An 18,473-nucleotide genomic window follows, 5' to 3' on the forward strand; every position below is an offset into this window, starting at 1 on the left:
TCAGCTCTCCTCTCCGAGCCGCAGCACCTCGCCGAGGCGCAACCGGCGGTTGTTCACGGCTTCCACGGTGATCGCGAAGCCGAGGGCCAGCATGGCCAGGACCGACACCCCGGCCACCAGGCCGGGTTCGAAACTCGGGCGCACCTCCACGCCCCCGGTGAAGGCGGGCAGCCCGAGCACCGGTGTGAGCAGCAGCGGCAGCAACGCGCCGACCACCGCCCCGGTGAGCACCGACACCAGCACCAGCGGCGTCAGCTCCACCATCAGCAGGCCGCGCCACTGCCGGCGGGACAGGCCCATCGTGCGCAGCCGGGACAGCACCTGCCCGCGCGAGCGGGCCCCGGCGAGCACCGCGAGCGCGAGTCCGAGCAGCCCCAGCGCGGCGCCGCCTCCGGCGCCGAGCACGAAGCCGAACACCAGCAGGCCGTTCACGCCGGTGCCGCCCAGGTCGGCGCGCACGGCCGCCCGGGTCGTCACCTCCGGCGCGCGGGCCTTGTCCCCGGCGTCGACACCGCCGATGCGCAGGTAGCGCCGCTGCCCGTCCCGCGCCACCCGGTCCACCTCGGCCGCGTCCACGCCGGACCCGGCGAGCACGAAACCGGTGGGCGCGAGCTGGTGCGGCGCGTCGGCCGGCAACGCCGGCCACGGCAGCACCACGAACCGGCGTACGCCCTCGCCGACGAGCGCGAACCCGTCGACCGTGGCGGCGGTCCGCACCGGCAGCCGGTTGCCCTGCACGTCCAGCCAGGCGGGCCGCTCGCCCCGGGCGTCGGCGAGCCCGGCGTCGGCCAGTTCCTCGGCCACCGCCGGGGACACCAGCGCCGGCAGCGGCGTGCTCCCGTCGGCGCGGGCCCGCACCGGGTCGGGCACGTCCACCGGTACGCCAGCCTGCCGTGCCACGTCGGCGAACCGTTCCCCGTCCACGAGCACCACGCGCAGCTCGGTGATCGGGGCGGGGCGTCCGGCGCGGTCGGCGTACGGGCGTTCGGCCGGCACGGTGAGCAGCGGCGCGACGGCGCGTACCCCGGGCAGTTCGGCCAGCTTCTCCGCGGTGTCCGGCGTGAAGCGCTCCCCGCGTACCAGCAGGTCACCGGGCACGGCCTGGGCGGCGGCGGTGTCCCGGCCGGTCTCGATGCCGGTCGCCACCACGCCGCAGAACGCGGCGGTGGCGACGGCCAGCACCACCACGACGAGCGGCCCGGTGCTCGCGGCCCGGCCCGCCCGGGCGGTGCCGAGGAACGCGACGCTGCCACGCGCCCGGGCGGCGACGCGGCTGACCAGCCGCAACGGCCAGGGGTACGCGCGCAGCGCCAGCAGCGCCGCCGCGATCGCCAGCAGCACCGGTACGGAGACCAGCAGCGGGTCCACCGAACCGGCGGTGAGCCCGCGGCGGCGCAGCAGGAACGCGCCGAGCACGGCGAGCCCGAGCACGACCACCTCGACGGTGAGCCGGACGGCGGGTGACCGGCCGCCCAGGTCGGCGCGGCTACCGGCCCGGCGGCCGACGGCGAGCGCGGCGAGCGGCGGCAGCAGCGTGGCCAGGAGCCCGGCGATCACCACCCAGCGCCACGACGCACCGGTGCCGGGCAGCAGCCCGCCGAGCAGCCAGCCGATCCCGGCCGCGGCCGGCAGCACCAGCAGCGATTCGGCCAGGCCGCGGCGCAGCACCGCGCCGGTCGAGCCGCCGCGGGCCCGGATCAGGTGGAACTCGGCGCGGCGGCGGCGCGCGGCCAGCCGGGCGGCGAGCAGCGTCAGCCCGGCCAGCGTGGCGAGCAGCCCGGCGGCGATGACCGCGAGCAGGGTCTGCGCGGCCGCGAGGGAGTCGGCGAAGCGCCGCAGCGGGATGTCCACGCCCTGGCTGAGCGTCGCCACGGCGGGACGGGTGCGCTCCAGCCCGTCGACCCCGGCGATGAGCGCGTCGAGGCGGCCCGGTTCGAGCCGGTCCGGGGCGATCCGGTACCGCCAGCCGAAGCTCACCGGCCAGCCGGTCGCGACGGCCTCGTCGACGCCCCCGTCGGCGGTGTAGGCGACGCCCACGAACGGGTCGCCGTCGCCCTCGGGCGGGGTGAGCTTCAGCATCGACGGAAGCGTGTCCCAGACGCCGTCGGCCGGGTCGTTCGGCCGCCACACGCCGACCAGTGCGACCGGGAGGGACTTGAGCACGTTGTCGTCCTGGTCGAGGATCAGGAGCAGGAACCGGTCGCCGGTCTTCACGCCGAGCGTGCCGGCGATCGTCTCGGCGAGCGTCACCTCGACCGCGCCGGCCGGCGTGATCCCGCTTTCGGGCCACCGCCCGTCGACCAGGGTGGCGGCCTCCCGGATGCCGGTACCGGCCCGCAGGTGCAGGTCGATGAGCCCTTTCTCGGGGGCCAGCGCCGGGCCGCGCAGCCGTCCGGGCACGGTCTGGGCGACGTACCAGCGCTGGCCGACGGTGTCCCGGACCACGCCCGGCATCGTGTTCTCGATCCGCGCCAGCTCGGCCGCGTGACCGGTCACGGCGGTCCTGGTCGTCGGCGGGAACGCGGTCGGCGCGGTGCTGTAGGTGAGATCCCGGCGGGCCACCGGCTGCCCGGCCACGTACTCGGTGAGCCCCTGCCCGGTCAGCCGGTCGGCGACCCGGGGCACGCCGGTGATCAGCAGGGCGGTCACCAGGGTCAGGACGGCGAGCAGCAGGAACTGCCCCCCGTATGCGCGAACCCGGCGCGCGGCACCAGGAAGGCTCATCGTTCTCCTCCGATCCGGAGCTGCGCGGCGGCGACCCGCTGGCGGATGCCTGTGGTGATGAGGGCGGCGAAGGCGAGCGCGGCGAGCAGCAGCCCGGCGGCCGTCGCCCCGATCGGCACCCAGGGCACTGTGAAGACCGCCTCGGGCACCGGCCGGCCGGCGGCCGGGGTGAGGATCACCAGCGGCACCATGGTGGCCGCGACGAGGGCACCGACGAGCATGCCGACGCCGACGCCGATCGCGGCCAGGAACGTCTGTTCCGCGAGGTACGCGCGGGCCAGCAGCCGGGTGTTCGCGCCGAGCGTGTTGAACACCGCGAACTCGGTGAGCCGGCGGCGGGTGGTGGCCCAGACGTCGACCGCCAGCCCGACCAGGGCGAGCAGCACCGAGCCGAGCGCGGCGGCCAGCAGCCCGGTGCGCGCGCCCTGCCAGTACGGATCCTCGGCGGCCTCGGCGGCCACCGCCCGCCGGTCCAGCAGCACCGTGCCGCCGGTCGAGGCGAGCGCGTCGGCGGCGGCGGTGTGCCCGCCGGGCGTGGTGCGCAGCCACCACTCGGCCACCGGCCGGACGCCGCCGCTGCGCTCAAGGAGCTGCGTGGTGGCGGTGGGCAGGTCCACCAGCACCCCGTCGCCCCCGGTGCCGGGGATCGCGGCGACCTGGCCGACCACAGTGACCTCGAGCGTCACCTCGGCGACGGACAGCTTGACCGTGTCGCCGGTCTTGACGCTCATCGCGGCGGCCACGCCGGGGGTGACGAGCACCGGCACCGGACGGTCCGGCGCCTGCGGCACCAGCGCGAACCGGGACGAGGGGATCCGGGCGAACTGCAACAGTCCGGCCGGTACGTCGAAGCCCTGCGTCCCGTCGATCCGGGTCGGGCTCGCCTTCGCGGTGTCGCGCGGCCCGGCGCCCGGGTCGATCACCCGCCACGCCCCCTCCACCGGCACCGGCAGGGCCGCCCCGGCGGCGTCGGTGAGCCGCAGCTCGTCCAGGAGCAGCCGATAGGAACTGCCGGTGGCGTCGCCGCCGTCGGCCTCGACGCCGGCCAGGCGCAGCGGGACGCCGCCGCTGTCGGGCAGCGGCACCGAGAAACGCACCGGCTTTCCGTCCCCGCCGGCCTCGGCCAGCCGGACCCGCCAGGTGGCCCCGGCGTCGGTGGTGAACAACGCGGTCACCGCCACCCGGGGCCGGTCGAACATGCTCTCCACCGGGGTGCGCACGGTGCCGGACAGCGTCTTCGCCCCCTCGGGCAGGACGCCGCCGGCCGGCGCGGTCCGGCCGTTCGCGAGCCGGTCCAGCAGGGCGCCGGTGGACGCGTCACCGCCGGCGTCGTCGAGCCGGATCATCCCCTTCGCGGCGGCGGCGTCGAACGCCACCACGGTCGCCGGGCGCGCCTCACGGCCCACACGTACGTCGTCGCGCCAGGCGGGCAGCACCCGGTCCACGCCCGGCACGGCGGCCAGCTGGGCGGCCCGATCCGCGGGGGCGGTGCCGTCCCGTTCCGTCAGCCGCAGGTCCGCGCCGACCGTGTGCTGCGCCTGGTCGCGCTGCGAGCGTTCCCAGGAGGCCACCAGCGACCAGGCGAGCGTGCTGCCGCCGACGGCGAGCGCGAGCAGCAGCACCGGGCCGGCGTGCGGGCGGCGGCCCGCCTGCCACATGCCGAACATGGTGGCGTTCCACGTGCGCCGGTCGACGAAGCGTTCCGCGAGCCGGGTGGTCGGCGGCAGCAGCCGCAGCGCGATCACCGCGCCGGCCAGCACGCCGATGGTGGGTGCGGCGGCCAGCAGCGGGTCGATGCCGAGGCTGCCGTTCGCGCCGGCCAGCGGCGAGGAGTACTGCCGCAGTTGGGTCCAGGCGAGCACGGCGAGGGCCACCAACGCGATGTCCACGCTCGCCCGCTGCACCGCCGCGCCCCGGGAAGGGCGGGACCGGGCCGCCATGTCGGCGACGTACGTGCCGGCCCGGCGCATCGCCGGCAGCACCATGGCGAGCAGGCAGCCGACCGCCGCACCGACCGCCACCACCCACACCCGGGCCAGGTCGCCGTCGGCAAGCCCCAGGTCCGCGCCCAGGTAGCGGATCGCCTGCCCGGTCAGCGCCGGGGCGAGCAGCAGCGCCGGCGCCACCACGAGCGTCGCCTCGCGTACGGCCAGCCCGGCGATCTGCCCCCGGGCGGCGCCCCGGGCCCGCAATAGCGCGGTCTGCGCCCGCCGGTCCTCGTTGAGCAGCGCGGCCACCAGCAGCAGCGCGTACCCGCCGAGCACCACGATCAGCAGCAGCGGGGTGAGCAGCGCGGACCGGCCCACCAGGTCGGCCCGGCTGAGCCGGTCGACGAGCCGGTCCAGGTGGCTGACCTGCTGTGTCGAGGAGCCCAGGCCGGTGGCCTCGGGCAGCTTCCCGGTGATCTCGTCCAGCGCTGTGGTCACGGCGGGCAGCCGGGCCGGCTCGACCGCCACCAGGTCGGGGTCGACCACCCAGGCCGCCGACGTGGAGCCCGGGAAGATACGGGCGAAGTCGGCCGGGTCGAGCGCGAACGGCCCGTACGAGGTGATCTCCGCGTCGCCCTGGCTCTCCCCCACCCCGGGGGCGAGACGCCAGTAGGCCTCGGCGGCGTCCCGGGGGCGCCACGTGCCCACGACCACCACGGTGCCGGCGCGTTCGGCGCCCCGGTCGTACAGCGGGACCCGCTCCCCGACCTCCAGGCTCAGTTGCGCGGCCACCTTCTCCGGCAACGTCACCTGCAACGGGTTGCTGCCGGGCACCGGCCACGCCCCGGCGGCCAGTTCGGCGTGCGCCGGCAGGTCGTCGAGCGTGGCCAGGTTGGCGAACATCGGGTCGTCGTCGGTACGGGCGGCGCCCACGTCCCCGGTCAGCTCCCGCCCGGTCCCGGCGCGGCTCGCGGCCACGGTGACCGGCGCGCCGCCGAGCCCGTTCGCGAACTGTTCCCGTACCGCCCGGTCCCGCTCGGCGAACGCGGCGGCGTCGGCGCCGCCGGAGCCGCTGATCAGCAGGCTGCGCTCCTCGGCCGGGGCGGCGTCGAGCACCGCCCGGGCGCCCGCGTCCACCGCCCGGCGGTTGTAGTCGGAGAGCCCGGTGACCAAAGCGACCGCGACGAGTGCCGCGACAGCGGCGGCGAGCAGCAGCCCACGGGCCTCTATCGCCCGCCTCCACACCAGCTTCATCCGACGTCCTCTCCTGGCCCCGGCGGGCCGATGCCGAGAGAGAGCAGTGACACCCCGCAAAAGGTTCGCTCCCGTTACATGATCGTTATCGGCCTGCGGCACAGCGCCCCGGACCCGGGGAGCGACCGTAGGGTCTATTACGGCGTGACCGCTGGTGTCGACAGGTGCACGTGCCCTGGTGGCTGCTCCAGGCCGACAGAGCCAGGACCGGCGTGGCATGCGCCGGGTCCTTCAGGGCTTCGGTCTGTAACCGGTCGGACAGTCCATCCCACAGAAGGGCCGGGCCGTTGGTGTTCGGGCTGCGACGGACGCCATCGCCCTGCACCGGCAACGCGGACGTCACCCTGCCCTTGCCGGCACGCTGACACCCCCACTCATGTGGGGAGGACGGCGCCTACTTCTCGGCGGACTCGCCCAAGCCCGGAGCACCCCCACGTGCATGGGGAAGACACCTTGGTCCACGTCCGCACGGGGTCGCCGTCCGGAGCACCCCCACGTGCGTGGGGAGGAGCCCGTCAGGGATATCCGACATCACCGTCTCCGGAGCACCCCCACGTGCGTGGGGAGGACGTTGAGTCGAAAGAGGATACCGGTGGTATTCCCGGAGCACCCCCACGTGCGTGGGGAGGAGTAATCTCCGATCGTTCGGCGCTCCGCGATGTCCGGAGCACCCCCACGTGCGTGGGGAGGACAGAGCGTCGCGCTCCTTGGTCGCCTCGCGTGCCGGAGCACCCCCACGTGCGTGGGGAGGACAGCGACAGGAACTCGTCGAGCACGTCGAGCGCCGGAGCACCCCCACGTGCGTGGGGAGGACAGCGGAACCCGCGACACCGGCAGACCCGAGCGCGGAGCACCCCCACGTGCGTGGGGAGGACGGAATCCAGCGTCCGATCTCGCGGTTGGCCACCGGAGCACCCCCACGTGCGTGGGGAGGACACCGCCACCGTCCGGGTGCCGACCGTCTACACCGGAGCACCCCCACGTGCGTGGGGAGGACGGCACCCACACGTACACGGAGATCGTGTACGTCGGAGCACCCCCACGTGCGTGGGGAGGACAGGTACGCGGCGCAGCCCTTCGCGCTCGCGTACGGAGCACCCCCACGTGCGTGGGGAGGACACTTCGCGACCTGCGGTTTTACCAGCCCTCCGGCCAGATTTCTTCGACCGGCTCTTGAGCGGCACGTGGGTCTTCCTTCGGGCTCATGGCCACGAGGGTGAGGCCGTCGAAGTCGACCGGGCGGCGTCGGCGCTCTCCCGCTGTCCGCAGCGAGAAGCCTTGTTCGGTGTCGTCCGGATGGATGAGGACGGCAGCGCCATCGCCCACAACGGCACTCGCGGCATTCCAGAGTTCGTCGCGGACTTTGGCCGAGAGCGTGCCGACGAACATGCCGGGGGTCACTTCGATCATCCAGCGGCTGAGTGCACCCCGGAGGTGGTCGGGGACGGCGGTGGTGGCGAGGACGACCATCGAGGCCATGTCAGTCCCACGGGTCCGAGCCGTAGTTGACCCCGGACGGCATGGCGCCCATCTCCGGATCCCACAGCGAGGTGACTTCGGCAGCGGGTTGACGCTGTTTGGGTGCGCTGTCGGGATCGAGTAGGCGCTGGATGTCGGCGACGATTGTCGGCATCAGCTTGAGCAGACGGAATTCGTCTCGCAGCTTGCGTCGTACGTCTCGTTCGGGTTGGGCTGACGTGCTCAGGGAGAAGGCGAGCGGCACGGTGACCTTGGCTTTGTAGAGGTCGGCGATGTCGTACACGAAGGCGTGCTGGGTGCCGCTGTGGACGAAGCCGAGCGCCGGTGAGCAGCCCAGGGCGAGGATGACGGCGTGCACCACCCCGTAGAGGCTGGCGCTGGCTGCGGACAGCGCCAGGTTGACCGGGTCCTGGGTGTCCCAGGCGTCGGGGTCGTAGTTGCGGCGGAACTTGCCGGTTCGGTACTTCTGCGCCATCAGCCGGTAGAGCGCCTTCATGCGCTGGCCCTCCATGCCGCGAAGCTGGGCCAGCGTGGTGCCTTCGGCTACGGACTCGCCGAAGCGATGCTCGTACATGCGTGTCGCCACCTGTAGCCGGCTGTGGTCGTCAGCCCAGCTCCGGGCCTGCTTCTCCAGCCAGTTGGTGGTGAGCGAGGTGGGAGTGATGCCGGCGTAGCAGCGAACCACGCCGGAGCCGACGCAGACGACCGTGGTGCCGTGCCGGGCAAGGGTGGACAGGGCACGGTGGGTGATCGACGTGCCGGGGCCGAGGAGGAGGCAACTGATGGCAGCGGTGGGCAGGTAGACGCGTTCGGTTCCTTTCGGGGTGTCGACCTGCGCGAGAACGCCTGTGTCGTCCTGGACGATGCGGACGATGTCGGCGTAGAGGAAGCCCAGCGAGTCCGCCACTCGGGGCAGCATGGCCAGGGTCGGCGCGGCGAGCCGCTGTCGGGCGTTGGCGCTCACCGCATTGGGGCGAGGCTGAGCAGTCCGCAGCCGAACGAGCGCCCGCGACCGATGCCGCTGAGCACGGCGGCGCGCACCCGGTCGGCGTCGGCAATCACGGCCTGCCCTTCGAACAGGGTGATGGCGTGGCGTACCGGAACGGCACGGCCGCGGGCGGCCGGCTGCGGCTGGGCACGCAGGTGGCGCAGGTCGAGGCCAGCGGTCTCGGCTTTGCGCTGCCACCACTGCTCGGCCTGCTGACCGGACAACGCGACGATCTTGCCGGCGCTGTCGCCCTTCCACGCTCGCTTGGACGCGTTGGCGGCGATCCGGTAGTGCACCGGCATGCCGGCAACCAGCGCCTTGAGTAGTGGACTGGCATCGCGGGTGTCGACGGTGCCGTAGCCGTCCGGCAGCCGGGCCGGGTCCGGCGGCAGGGTCGTCTGAATCAGCAGTACCGGACCGGAAGTGGTGTGATCGAGCCGGAAGAGGACACCGGCGTGCTGCCGCGGCTGCTCGCCCAGGTCGTCCGGCACCAGCGACATGACCCTGCGGTGCACGGCGGTGATGTCGCGCAGATCCCGTCGCGCCGCCGGGTGGCGGAGGTCGGGTGCGATTCGGGTCAGCCAGGCGGTCACGTGCGGACTCCTCGCAGATGCTCGTCCAGTACGTCCAGATACTTCACGCCGATGCCCGCGCACAGATCGACCGGCAGGCTGCGGCTGCTGACGTGGACCTCACGGGTCAGGAAGCGGCGGCGCGGACGCCGCTCCCCCGCCGCCGCCGCCGCCGAATCAAGATCCACGGGTACGTCGTTGAGCGTCATCCGGCTTGCGGTGCCATCGCCGCCCGGCCCTCCTGTCACGAAGTCCACGCTCACGGAGGCCGCATCGCGATTGGGACGGCACCGGTTGAGGGGCAGGCGTTCCAGGTGGCCCACGGCGTCGGCGATCGGGCCGGACAGCACGAACGGCTGCTCCACCGGGCACGAGCGACGTCCCAGGTACGGCGCCCAGACAGGGCTCGTTAACGCCTTGTGAACCTGGCCGATAAGCACGTCCGGGCCGGTGACCGCGACGGTGAACACGGCGTCGGCCAGGTAGAACCGGCGCGAGACGATCGTGCCGGCGCCCGCCGCCCGCCGTTTGCCCTCCGCTGTGGGCACGGTCCGCTCCGGTGGCAGGCCACCGCCGACGGTGTGGAAGTCGTACATGACGCTGCCGGGCCGGTCGACGCGAACGGTGAACTCCAGAGCCGCGAGGTCGCTCATCGACTCGCCGCGCCGCCGACCTTGGGCGGCGGCGATGATGCCGATCATCGCCGAGCGGGTCGGGACGGTGGCGGTGTCCCGGACGCTGAACGTGCTGTGGTCACCCCACGACTGCATCGGCCCGGCCAACCGCAGCAGCAGACCCGTCATTCCGCCCTCACGCGTTCGACGGCGGCAGCGATCAGGGCGTCGAAGCTCGGTCGGGTCTCACCGAGCTGTTCCAACCCCTTGTCGTCGATGCTGGCGTACCCGTGGTAGATCAACCCACGGTCGCCGATCAGCCGGTAGATCCGGCCGGCGTAGTCGGCGAGTTGCCGCCGCGACGGATCGGCGTATCCGCTGTCGAGCGTGGCCCGGATCGGCACCTCGAAGGCGCTGGCGAGCGACACCGGCCGGTCGCCACGGACGGCGATGTAGGCCAGGTCGGGGACGGTGAACGGCGCGGTGGAGTTCTTCTTCGCCTGCGGCATGGCGGTGATGAACGCCGACAGGAACGCCGAGGTCAGCTCGACCGCCGTGGCGGCGTCGCCAAGGTTGTCGGCGAGGTCGCGCAGGTTGACGCTGGCGTACCGGTAGAACGTGCCGGTGCTGAACTCAGCGCTGTTCATGTGTCCGCTGCCGGCCTGGTCGGCGTCCTGCTTCAGGTCGTCCACGGCGGTGAAGAAGTCGACTTGCGGGTCCGTGCCGTGGGTGGTGAACGCGTGGGCGACCTGCACCGCGCCGTCCACGTTGGTGCCCGGCAGTTCCGCCAGCATCCGGCCGAACAGGTTGATCACGTCGTTGCGGCGGGCCATCGCCGCGCGCACGGCGTCGGCCGGAAGCGACGCCTCGCCCTTCTTGAGCTTGACCGTACCGGCGTGCAGACCGACGAGCCGGTCACGCTGCTGCACACAGACGTCGGCCAGCTCGTCGAAGGCCCGCTCCGGCAGGTAGAACAGCACCTGCGCCTCGCCGGACTCCTTGTCGACCTTGAAGCCATCGGTCTTGACCGCGATCGTGGCGAGCGTCGCCATGACCTGCGCGGCGGCGAACGCCGCCAGCTCCGTCTCCCAGCCCTGCCTCACCAGCCGCGCCTGGACGGCCTGCAGTAGCTGCCGGGTCCGCTTGGCCGCGTCACCGGACGACGCCTCCAACTCGTGCCGTACGGCCCGCTTCCAGCTCTGGCTGGAAACCCGGGTACGGTCCGCGTCCCCGAAACGCACCGTCTTGGGCGAGCCCAGGTCGTCGCGGTTGAGATTGGCGTACGGCACGGTTTGCAGCAGGTGGATGTCGATGTAGCGGGCGGTCATGCTGATTCCTCCAGGCTCGGGTGGTGCTGCTTCTCGGCACGGCGGTCGGCGTCGTGCAGGGTGCGGTAGAACGACTGAAGCCAGGACTTGGCGACCTGGTCGCGGTAGTACCGCCACCGGCAGAGGTCGTCGAGAAGCTGCGCCCAGTCCACCTGGGACTCGACCGCGCCGAGGTGCCGGACGACGCCTGCCAGGTGCTGGTAGACGCCCGGGTAGCCCTGGCGGACCAGCAGATGCAGCCGCTTCTCGGCGGTGGCCCGGTTCATCGCGCGGCGTCCCGGTCCTGGCCGGCACACCGCCCAGGCCAACGACTGGCCCAGGTTGGGCCGGCTTTCCCGCCCGGTGTCACCGGTCGCTGAATCCTCGGCCTCGTCGGCTTCGACGGTCTCGTCGGTACGGCCGATGATCGGCCGGTCCCGAACCGTAGCGGCGATCATCGCCGCTACGGCGTAATAGGCGTACTCCTGGTCCTGTCGCATCGACGGCCGCAGCAGCGGGGCGACGACGGCGTGCATGGTGTGCGCCTGCTCGGGCGGACGACGCAGCCCGCGGCGCAGCGCCGCACGTCGGCCACGATCGCGGAGGCACTGCTCGGTGATCCGCCGCACGAAGGCGTCGGAGTGCCTTTCCTCGGTGTCCGCGGACGTCATGTTGCGGATCCCTTCTTCGATGTGGTTGACAGCAGCCGATGCGCCGTCTGCACTGCCCGTACCAACCGTGGTGAGGTCACGTCGTCCGCGGCGTGGTCGATGGCCTCGTGCGCCAGCCGGGCGAAGGATCTGCCGCCCTCGGAGAACCGGCCGTCCTTGACGTGCTCCCAGAACACCGCCTCGGCCCGCGACCAGTAGTACGCCTCGCCTACACGTGCCCACGGACCTTCCCGATCCTTGACGTTGACTGCCTCACGCCAGGCTTGCCGCAGCACGAAACCGACACGCCGGCCGACCGACTCGGCCGACCGGGTCAGCGCCGCCACTCCATGGGCGGTCGCTGGGTCACGTTCCCGCAGCCAGCCCAGGATCGGCGGGGTCACGGCGGTGAACCACTGCCGGTCCTTGGCCTGCCCGTCCTGGTCGAAGCCGTACGCACGGACCCGCCCGTCGAGTTCGAGATCCGCCGCGGTGGTCATGATGTCGGGGCGATGGCTCTGGACCTCACTGTTGCCGCCCAGCAGGGAATCGACGTCCCGCCACAACGCCCGGGACCCGTCAGCCGGCAACTGGTACCAGCCGCCTTCCTTGTTCTGCCGGTGCACGACGTACGGGTCGCGAACTGACGCACCGGGAAGCCGCCACGCCCAGGTGACGTAGGCGTCCGTCACCGCCGCACCGGTGGCGTCCGGAACCAGCAGCACCGCATGCCGGGCGCGGCCGGTCAACGCGACACACGGCCAGGACATCTCCCACGGCACACCCAGTGGTTCCGATAGTTCGTCGCGCTCCCAAGGGCACAGGTCAGGTCCCTCGTCCTGCCCGGACACCTGCGAGGGCACGCCTACCACCAGCGACTCGAACAGGTTCTCCCCGAGCGGGTGATACGACATGGCGCCCCGCAACGGGCCGGCGTTGCTGTTGGCGAACTTCTGCCCGGCCACCTCGCGGCTGCTGCATCTTCCGGAAGCGCCGTAGTACAACTGCGCGATCAGGTACCATGCCGCCTGTCCGGGTGCCAGAGCCGCCGGGTCTGCGTCCGTGTGGTGGCCGAACCACACCTGCGTGTTGCCGGCCGGACGGTCGAAAACCAGCTTGTTGACTCCCGAGGACTTCGGACACTCGGTGGCGAGCCGTGGATCCTGCATCCACGGCCGACGAGAGTCGAACAGGTCGAAACGACCGCGATACTTCTCGAAGTAGGCGTCCACGTCCTCCGCGACGAACCCGCCCCGATCGAGCACCTGCTCCTGCCGCTGCCGCCATCGGTCCCCCCGCAGGGCGTCGAGGCCGGTCACGCGGGCAGTGATCGCGTACAGGATCCGCCACAGCCCCGACGCGGCCGGCGGCACCGGAAGCACGAGATCGTCGAACTCCGTCGCCCGGACGAACAGCTCACGAAGCCCGACCAACTCGGATTCACCGCCGGCCGTCACCGGTATCCACGGTCGATCAATTAGATCGAAAGATATCATCACTTAGCATGACTCCTGAAGGCAGACCGGATGAGGGTGCCGAGTCGACGGCTCGATGCGAAGCCTCATGTCAGATGAATGACTCCACCATCGGCTCATCCCGCACCTATGGAAGTGACAACGAGTCCGAGTTCTGGATCGAGATGAGCCGATCGGTTTCCCCAGACGGCCGCTCCGGGGCCGCGGGGACTGATCGGCATCCATAGCGGGCGGATTTCTTTGAGCCAGGTGTTCTCACTCCATGCCGCCGGCAACTCGGTTGAGGGCTCGTGTCCCCGGATCAGGTCGGCCCGCACCGGGATCGTCTCTTGGAGGATCGCCCGTACCTCGTCGTTCCGGAACCGCCCGTCACGCCTGGAACCGTGCTGTGGGAGCGGAGTCCGGCGTTCCGCGTCGAGCCACTGGCCGCCGTCCGGATCGAGGTAGCAGCAGAGCACGCGCTCCGATTCGGCGCCGAGACGGGTGGACGCGCGCCATTCCGGTGTCTCGGTGCGGCTCAGCGATTCCAGGTCGGTCACCTCGTCCGGGCTCGGGATGACGCCCAGTTCGGCTGCCCCTCGCTCCACGCTCCGGCCGGCCCGGTACTCGTCGTACTCCGCGCTCAGCACCTGGTCGTGTCGGATGGTTGGCGGCACGTACACCGCCTCGACGTGGTCCTGCACCGAGTGCGGCACCGCGATCGTGTCGATGCCGGCGAGGCGCTGGTGCGTCGCCCGCAGCAGGTATCGCGCGTACACGTCACCCCAGGCAGCGGGCTTCGCGTGTGCCGTAGCATCTGCCCCTCGCGGGTCGAGGACCACCACCCGCGGCAGTTCCGCCCAGCTCGGCCTCGGCCGGTCGTGCCGATGGCATCGGCCGGCCCGTTGCAGGAGTTGCGCCATCGGGGCCAGGTCGGTCACCAGGAGGTCGAAGTCGAGATCCAGTGACTGCTCGATCACCTGGGTAGCAACGACGACCGTCGGACGTGACCGGTCGCCGGCTCTGCCCATGCGACCGGTGATAGCTGCGGTGATCTCTTCCCGTCGGCGGGCCGGGAATCGGGAGTGCAGCAGCATCACATCCACTCCGGCTGGCATCCAGTCGCGGATCACCCGATAGGTCTGCTGTGCGTCGTTGACCGTGTTGCACACGACGCCCGCACACCCACCGTGCTCCGCGAGCGGCGCGAGCACCTGCCGCACCACGTCTCGTCGGTCGGCCGGATCGCTCACCGGCCCGTCGAGGTGACGCACCGGGCGTACGTCGAGCGTGAACTCCACGCTCCGCCCCGCCACCAGCGCCTCTCGCGCCTGCGGTGAGATCGAGAGCGGATCACGTTCCTGGGCTGCCGGCACGTACGTCCAACCCGGATACGGCACGGCGCACGCCCGCCGCTCGACCCCGGCACCTTCCTCGTACGCCCGCACGAGGGTCGCCGCCTGCGACGACGGCAACGTCGCCGACAGCAGGACAACCGGGCATCCGTACGCTCCGAGCCAGTTCAGGAGCTGGCACAGCAGGGTCGTCATGTATTCGTCGTAGGCGTGCGCCTCGTCGACCACGAACACCTTGCCCGACAGGCCGAGCAGGCGTAGAGCGTTGTGTTTGGTGGTCAGCGCGGCCAGGAGTGCCTGGTCGACGGTGCCGACCGCCATCGGGGCCAACAGTCCGCGCTTGCGGCCACGCAGCCAATCGGTCGCCATCACGTCGCGGCTCGGATCGTCGGAGATCACCTCGCCGGGATCGGCGAGGTCGGCGGCGGCCCGAGCCTCGTACTCGGCGTTCAGCCACGACATGCTGTGCAGCAGGGTGACCGGTGCCGGCCCGGCGGCCAGCTTGGCGGCGAATGCGCGTACGCGGCGGTACATCTCGTCCGAGGTCGCCATCGTCGGCAAGGCGAAGAAGAACCCGTGCGCGCCGCACACCTCGGCCAACCTCCGGGCTGCCACCAACGCGGCTTCGGTCTTCCCGTCCCCCGTCGCAGCCGTCACGACCACCAGCCCTGGCCCATCAACCACCGGAAGCATCTCGTCGAGGATGGACCGTTGAAGCGCGTTCGGACGGTGCGGAAACAGATCCTCGAACCCCGCGGATCGGTACAGCGGCGCCACCAGGCCCGCATCGTCGAGCAAGGTGCGGACGGGCGCAGCCAGGCCAGCGAGGTGCGCCGAGGCGCTGGCGGCATCGGTGCGCTGCGGCACCCGCGACGACTGCTCGACCAAGAAGTGTTCCTGGCTGGCCAGCCAGTCGGCGAGGATCACAAGCCCCGTGACCAGCACACTGGTCGGCGCGGTCACGGCCGGCGGCGGCTCGGGGCAGCCCACTGCCTCATGCACCACCCGCACGAACGCCGCACGCTGTCGCGCCCAGCCGCCTTCACCCAGTTGCTGCCGCCCGCTGTGTGGGCCGCTGGTCTGCTGGAAACGTCCGTGATGGCCGCCCACGACCTGAGCCACGCGATACGCCGGACGGCTACTGACGCGACGGCCCGACTGGGAATATCCGAGTGACCCCAGAAGATTGGGTAGACACAACTGGCCGGCCGCATCGTGACGGAGCGAACCATCGCCTGACGTGTCCTCATACAAGCCACAAGCGAGCAGCGCCCCGAAGGCAGCCTCGTTCTTCTTCTGAAAGCCAGGCGAGACCTTACCGACGTCGTGCAGCCCTGCCCAGAACATCACCAACGACTTGGCGTGAGAATCGCTGGTGCCAAGCCCTTCCGCAATGACGCGGCGCTGATTCGGTGCCAGGTAACGGTCCCACAGTTCCCCGGCGACGGCAGCGGTGTCGATCAAGTGCCACAGCAACGGGTACGGCTTCAGGAGCTGGCTAGACTTACCCCAGATCCCGGCGTCGACCGTTTCATGGTCGAAACCCAAACCGATCGCCTCCGCTCCACATCCGCTCGTGAGGGCAACCGCATGCAACCACGGCCGTACGACACTTCAGCCCCGCCAGTGCAGAACTGCTCAGCGGGCGGATAGAACCGCAGGTGGCGAAGTGTCCTCCCCACGCACGTGGGGGTGCTCCGTCCACGAGTTCGCCGTCGCAGTCGCGGTGGACGTCCTCCCCACGCACGTGGGGGTGCTCCGCGCGGCGGCGCGGTGGTGCCCGAGGCGGTCGTGTCCTCCCCACGCACGTGGGGGTGCTCCGGGACAGCCATGGCGGGTGGTCCGCTCCCTGGAGTCCTCCCCACGCACGTGGGGGTGCTCCGATGGATCGGCTGATGGCGACCGCGCAGCCGGGGTCCTCCCCACGCACGTGGGGGTGCTCCGGAGATCGCGGACGCTCTGCTCGCCGCTGACCTGTCCTCCCCACGCACGTGGGGGTGCTCCGTGCCCGCCCCACAGGTTCCCGCCCGCCCCGCCGTCCTCCCCACGCACGTGGGGGTGCTCCCGCGACCGGCTGCGCGAACGCGAGCGCGAGTTGGTCCTCCCCACGCACGTGGGGGTGCTCCGCACGGGCGGGATCTCCGGCGGGGTGCTGCCGAGTCCTCCCCACGCACGTGGGGGTGCTCCGGCGGGCGACCGGCTGACCGGGCTGGCGGTCACGTCCTCCCCACGCACGTGGGGGTGCTCCGTCGTCGCCACGGGTGCCGGGGGCGACCGTGCGGTCCTCCCCACGCACGTGGGGGTGCTCCGATGTCGGTCAGCTGCTGCTTGAGCTTGACCACGTCCTCCCCACGCACGTGGGGGTGCTCCGTTGGCCGTGTCGCCGGTCACCGTGCACTCTTCGTCCTCCCCACGCACGTGGGGGTGCTCCGGCCACGGCCGACAAGCCCGACACCGACGAGACGTCCTCCCCACGCACGTGGGGGTGCTCCGAACGTCTGTCGGGACGGTCCGCCGAGCGATTGGTCCTCCCCACGCACGTGGGGGTGCTCCGGACCGCCTCGCCGCCGCCGAGGCCATCCGCTCGTCCTCCCCACGCACGTGGGGGTGCTCCGTAGTCGTCCCAGCCGTCGGCCGCCCGCTGCGGGTCCTCCCCACGCACGTGGGGGTGCTCCGCGCGGTCCACCGGCGTGCAGGCCGTGTTCGGCGTCCTCCCCACGCACGTGGGGGTGCTCCGCCCCGCCGCATCCCCCGATCGGCGGGGCTTCGGTCCTCCCCACGCACGTGGGGGTGCTCCGCCGCCCGCGCGAAGCGGGCCGCGCTGTACCGGGTCCTCCCCACGCACGTGGGGGTGCTCCGACAGCCCGGGCCGCATCGATGCGTCGGTGCATGTCCTCCCCACGCACGTGGGGGTGCTCCGCTGTTCGTCCCGGTCGACACCGGCCACCTGAAGTCCTCCCCACGCACGTGGGGGTGCTCCGGCCCGATCAAGCACCTCGACCCGGCCACCCCGGTCCTCCCCACGCACGTGGGGGTGCTCCGCGCGACAACCTCGCCGCCGCGCTGCGGCTGCCGTCCTCCCCACGCACGTGGGGGTGCTCCGCTGGTCATCTGGACGGACATGGCGACGCTGGTGTCCTCCCCACGCACGTGGGGGTGCTCCGGCACAGTTGCGGGCGGAGCTGGAGGAGCTGCGGTCCTCCCCACGCACGTGGGGGTGCTCCGCTGTAGGGCGGGAGCGTGCCGTCGCTGGTGTCGTCCTCCCCACGCACGTGGGGGTGCTCCGGCCAGCGGCAACATCGTCACGCTCAACGCGGCGTCCTCCCCACGCACGTGGGGGTGCTCCGCTCGACGCGAAGAACAAGGAGCTGTTCGCCGTGTCCTCCCCACGCACGTGGGGGTGCTCCGCGTCGGCCCGCAGTGGGTTTCGGTGAACTCGCGTCCTCCCCACGCACGTGGGGGTGCTCCGCCGTACGCCGGAACCTCCACCGTGAACGGGGTGTCCTCCCCACGCACGTGGGGGTGCTCCGCTCCACGTGCCCATCGCGGGCGACATCGCCACGTCCTCCCCACGCACTTGGGGGTGCTCCGCTGCTCGGGCAGTAGAGAGGACAACGGGGGATGTCCTCCCCACGCACGTGGGGGTGCTCCGGCCGCGAGCATGCAGGCCCTGGCCAACCCTGAGTCCTCCCCACGCACGTGGGGGTGCTCCGGTGAGGATGTCCTTGCGGCGGACCACCATGCCGTCCTCCCCACGCACGTGGGGGTGCTCCGCTGTACGTCGGCGAGCTGCCCGACGACGCCACGTCCTCCCCACGCACGTGGGGGTGCTCCGCGGACTGCCGGCGTGAGGGCCGGGCGAAGGCGGTCCTCCCCACGCACGTGGGGGTGCTCCGTGGGTGAACGGTTGAGGCTGCAGCACGGGTGAGTCCTCCCCACGCACGTGGGGGTGCTCCGCCCCTCGACGGTGAACGCGGTGTCCAGGTCCAGTCCTCCCCACGCACGTGGGGATGCTCCGCCCGGCCGCGTTGAGAATGTTCAGGGATGCGTGTCCTCCCCACGCACGTGGGGGTGCTCCGGCGGTGCCCGCCTCGGTGCAGCGGTCGCGGAGTCCGCGCCCACGTCCTCCCCACGCACGTGGGGGTGCT

10 protein-coding genes and 2 CRISPR repeat arrays (1 of these 12 cut by a window edge) are annotated in these 18,473 nt (G+C 72.1%); all 10 genes read right to left on the reverse strand.

Features of this window, described 5'->3' with window-relative positions; genetic code table 11:
- The 10 genes from OC439_RS12270 to cas3 all read right to left on the reverse strand — a co-directional run bounded on the left by OC439_RS12270 (position 1) and on the right by cas3 (position 15,873).
- A complete protein-coding gene (locus OC439_RS12270; protein ID WP_262013504.1) occupies positions 1 to 2,724 on the reverse strand; it encodes an FtsX-like permease family protein in 2,724 nt (907 codons plus the stop codon).
- A complete protein-coding gene (locus OC439_RS12275; protein ID WP_262013505.1) occupies positions 2,721 to 5,906 on the reverse strand; it encodes an ABC transporter permease in 3,186 nt (1,061 codons plus the stop codon). The genes OC439_RS12270 and OC439_RS12275 overlap by 4 nt, the downstream gene beginning before the upstream one ends.
- Positions 5,907 to 6,327: 421 nt before the next feature.
- A CRISPR array of direct repeats spans positions 6,328 to 7,025; the repeat unit is 29 nt; unit sequence CGGAGCACCCCCACGTGCGTGGGGAGGAC.
- Positions 7,026 to 7,043: 18 nt separating this feature from the next.
- Positions 7,044 to 7,385 carry a type I-E CRISPR-associated endoribonuclease Cas2e gene (gene cas2e / locus OC439_RS12280; RefSeq protein ID WP_166455443.1) on the reverse strand — a complete coding sequence of 114 codons (342 nt, stop codon included), beginning with the start codon at positions 7,383 to 7,385 and terminating at the stop codon, positions 7,044 to 7,046.
- Between the two features lies 1 nt (position 7,386).
- Positions 7,387 to 8,304, reverse strand: coding sequence for a type I-E CRISPR-associated endonuclease Cas1e (cas1e, locus tag OC439_RS12285; protein WP_410054916.1), 918 nt, complete (start codon positions 8,302 to 8,304; stop codon positions 7,387 to 7,389).
- Between the two features lie 41 nt (positions 8,305 to 8,345).
- On the reverse strand, positions 8,346 to 8,966 hold the full coding sequence (gene cas6e / locus OC439_RS12290; RefSeq protein WP_262013507.1) for a type I-E CRISPR-associated protein Cas6/Cse3/CasE: 621 nt from the start codon (positions 8,964 to 8,966) through the stop codon (positions 8,346 to 8,348).
- Entirely contained in the window at positions 8,963 to 9,748 is a 786-nt protein-coding gene (gene cas5e / locus OC439_RS12295; protein ID WP_262013508.1) for a type I-E CRISPR-associated protein Cas5/CasD, read from the reverse strand. The genes cas6e and cas5e overlap by 4 nt, the downstream gene beginning before the upstream one ends.
- On the reverse strand, positions 9,745 to 10,887 hold the full coding sequence (gene cas7e / locus OC439_RS12300) for a type I-E CRISPR-associated protein Cas7/Cse4/CasC (RefSeq protein WP_262013509.1): 1,143 nt from the start codon (positions 10,885 to 10,887) through the stop codon (positions 9,745 to 9,747). The genes cas5e and cas7e overlap by 4 nt, the downstream gene beginning before the upstream one ends.
- Positions 10,884 to 11,537 (reverse strand): type I-E CRISPR-associated protein Cse2/CasB, encoded by a 654-nt coding sequence (gene casB, locus OC439_RS12305; RefSeq protein ID WP_262013510.1) that lies wholly within the window; start codon positions 11,535 to 11,537, stop codon positions 10,884 to 10,886. The genes cas7e and casB overlap by 4 nt, the downstream gene beginning before the upstream one ends.
- Positions 11,534 to 13,015, reverse strand: a complete 1,482-nt coding sequence (gene casA / locus OC439_RS12310) for a type I-E CRISPR-associated protein Cse1/CasA (RefSeq protein ID WP_262013511.1) — start codon at positions 13,013 to 13,015, stop codon at positions 11,534 to 11,536. Before casA ends, casB begins: the two co-directional genes overlap by 4 nt.
- Positions 13,016 to 13,107: 92 nt before the next feature.
- Positions 13,108 to 15,873 carry a CRISPR-associated helicase Cas3' gene (gene cas3, locus OC439_RS12315; protein WP_262013512.1) on the reverse strand — a complete coding sequence of 922 codons (2,766 nt, stop codon included), beginning with the start codon at positions 15,871 to 15,873 and terminating at the stop codon, positions 13,108 to 13,110.
- 123 nt (positions 15,874 to 15,996) lie between these two features.
- Positions 15,997 to 18,473: a CRISPR direct-repeat array (repeat unit 29 nt; unit sequence GTCCTCCCCACGCACGTGGGGGTGCTCCG); it runs 125 nt beyond the window's last position.

Origin of the sequence: Micromonospora sp. Mcm103 (assembly GCF_024519755.1) — a bacterium.
GTDB lineage: Bacteria > Actinomycetota > Actinomycetes > Mycobacteriales > Micromonosporaceae > Micromonospora > Micromonospora aurantiaca.

Coding starts and splice junctions, on each gene's coding strand:
- OC439_RS12270 (WP_262013504.1), bottom strand. CDS start 2,724: ATGAGCCTTCCTGGTGCCGCGCGCCGGGTTCGCGCATACGGGGGGCAG.
- OC439_RS12275 (WP_262013505.1), bottom strand. CDS start 5,906: ATGAAGCTGGTGTGGAGGCGGGCGATAGAGGCCCGTGGGCTGCTGCTC.
- cas2e (WP_166455443.1), bottom strand. CDS start 7,385: ATGGCCTCGATGGTCGTCCTCGCCACCACCGCCGTCCCCGACCACCTC.
- cas1e (WP_410054916.1), bottom strand. CDS start 8,304: ATGCTGCCCCGAGTGGCGGACTCGCTGGGCTTCCTCTACGCCGACATC.
- cas5e (WP_262013508.1), bottom strand. CDS start 9,748: ATGACGGGTCTGCTGCTGCGGTTGGCCGGGCCGATGCAGTCGTGGGGT.
- cas7e (WP_262013509.1), bottom strand. CDS start 10,887: ATGACCGCCCGCTACATCGACATCCACCTGCTGCAAACCGTGCCGTAC.
- casB (WP_262013510.1), bottom strand. CDS start 11,537: ATGACGTCCGCGGACACCGAGGAAAGGCACTCCGACGCCTTCGTGCGG.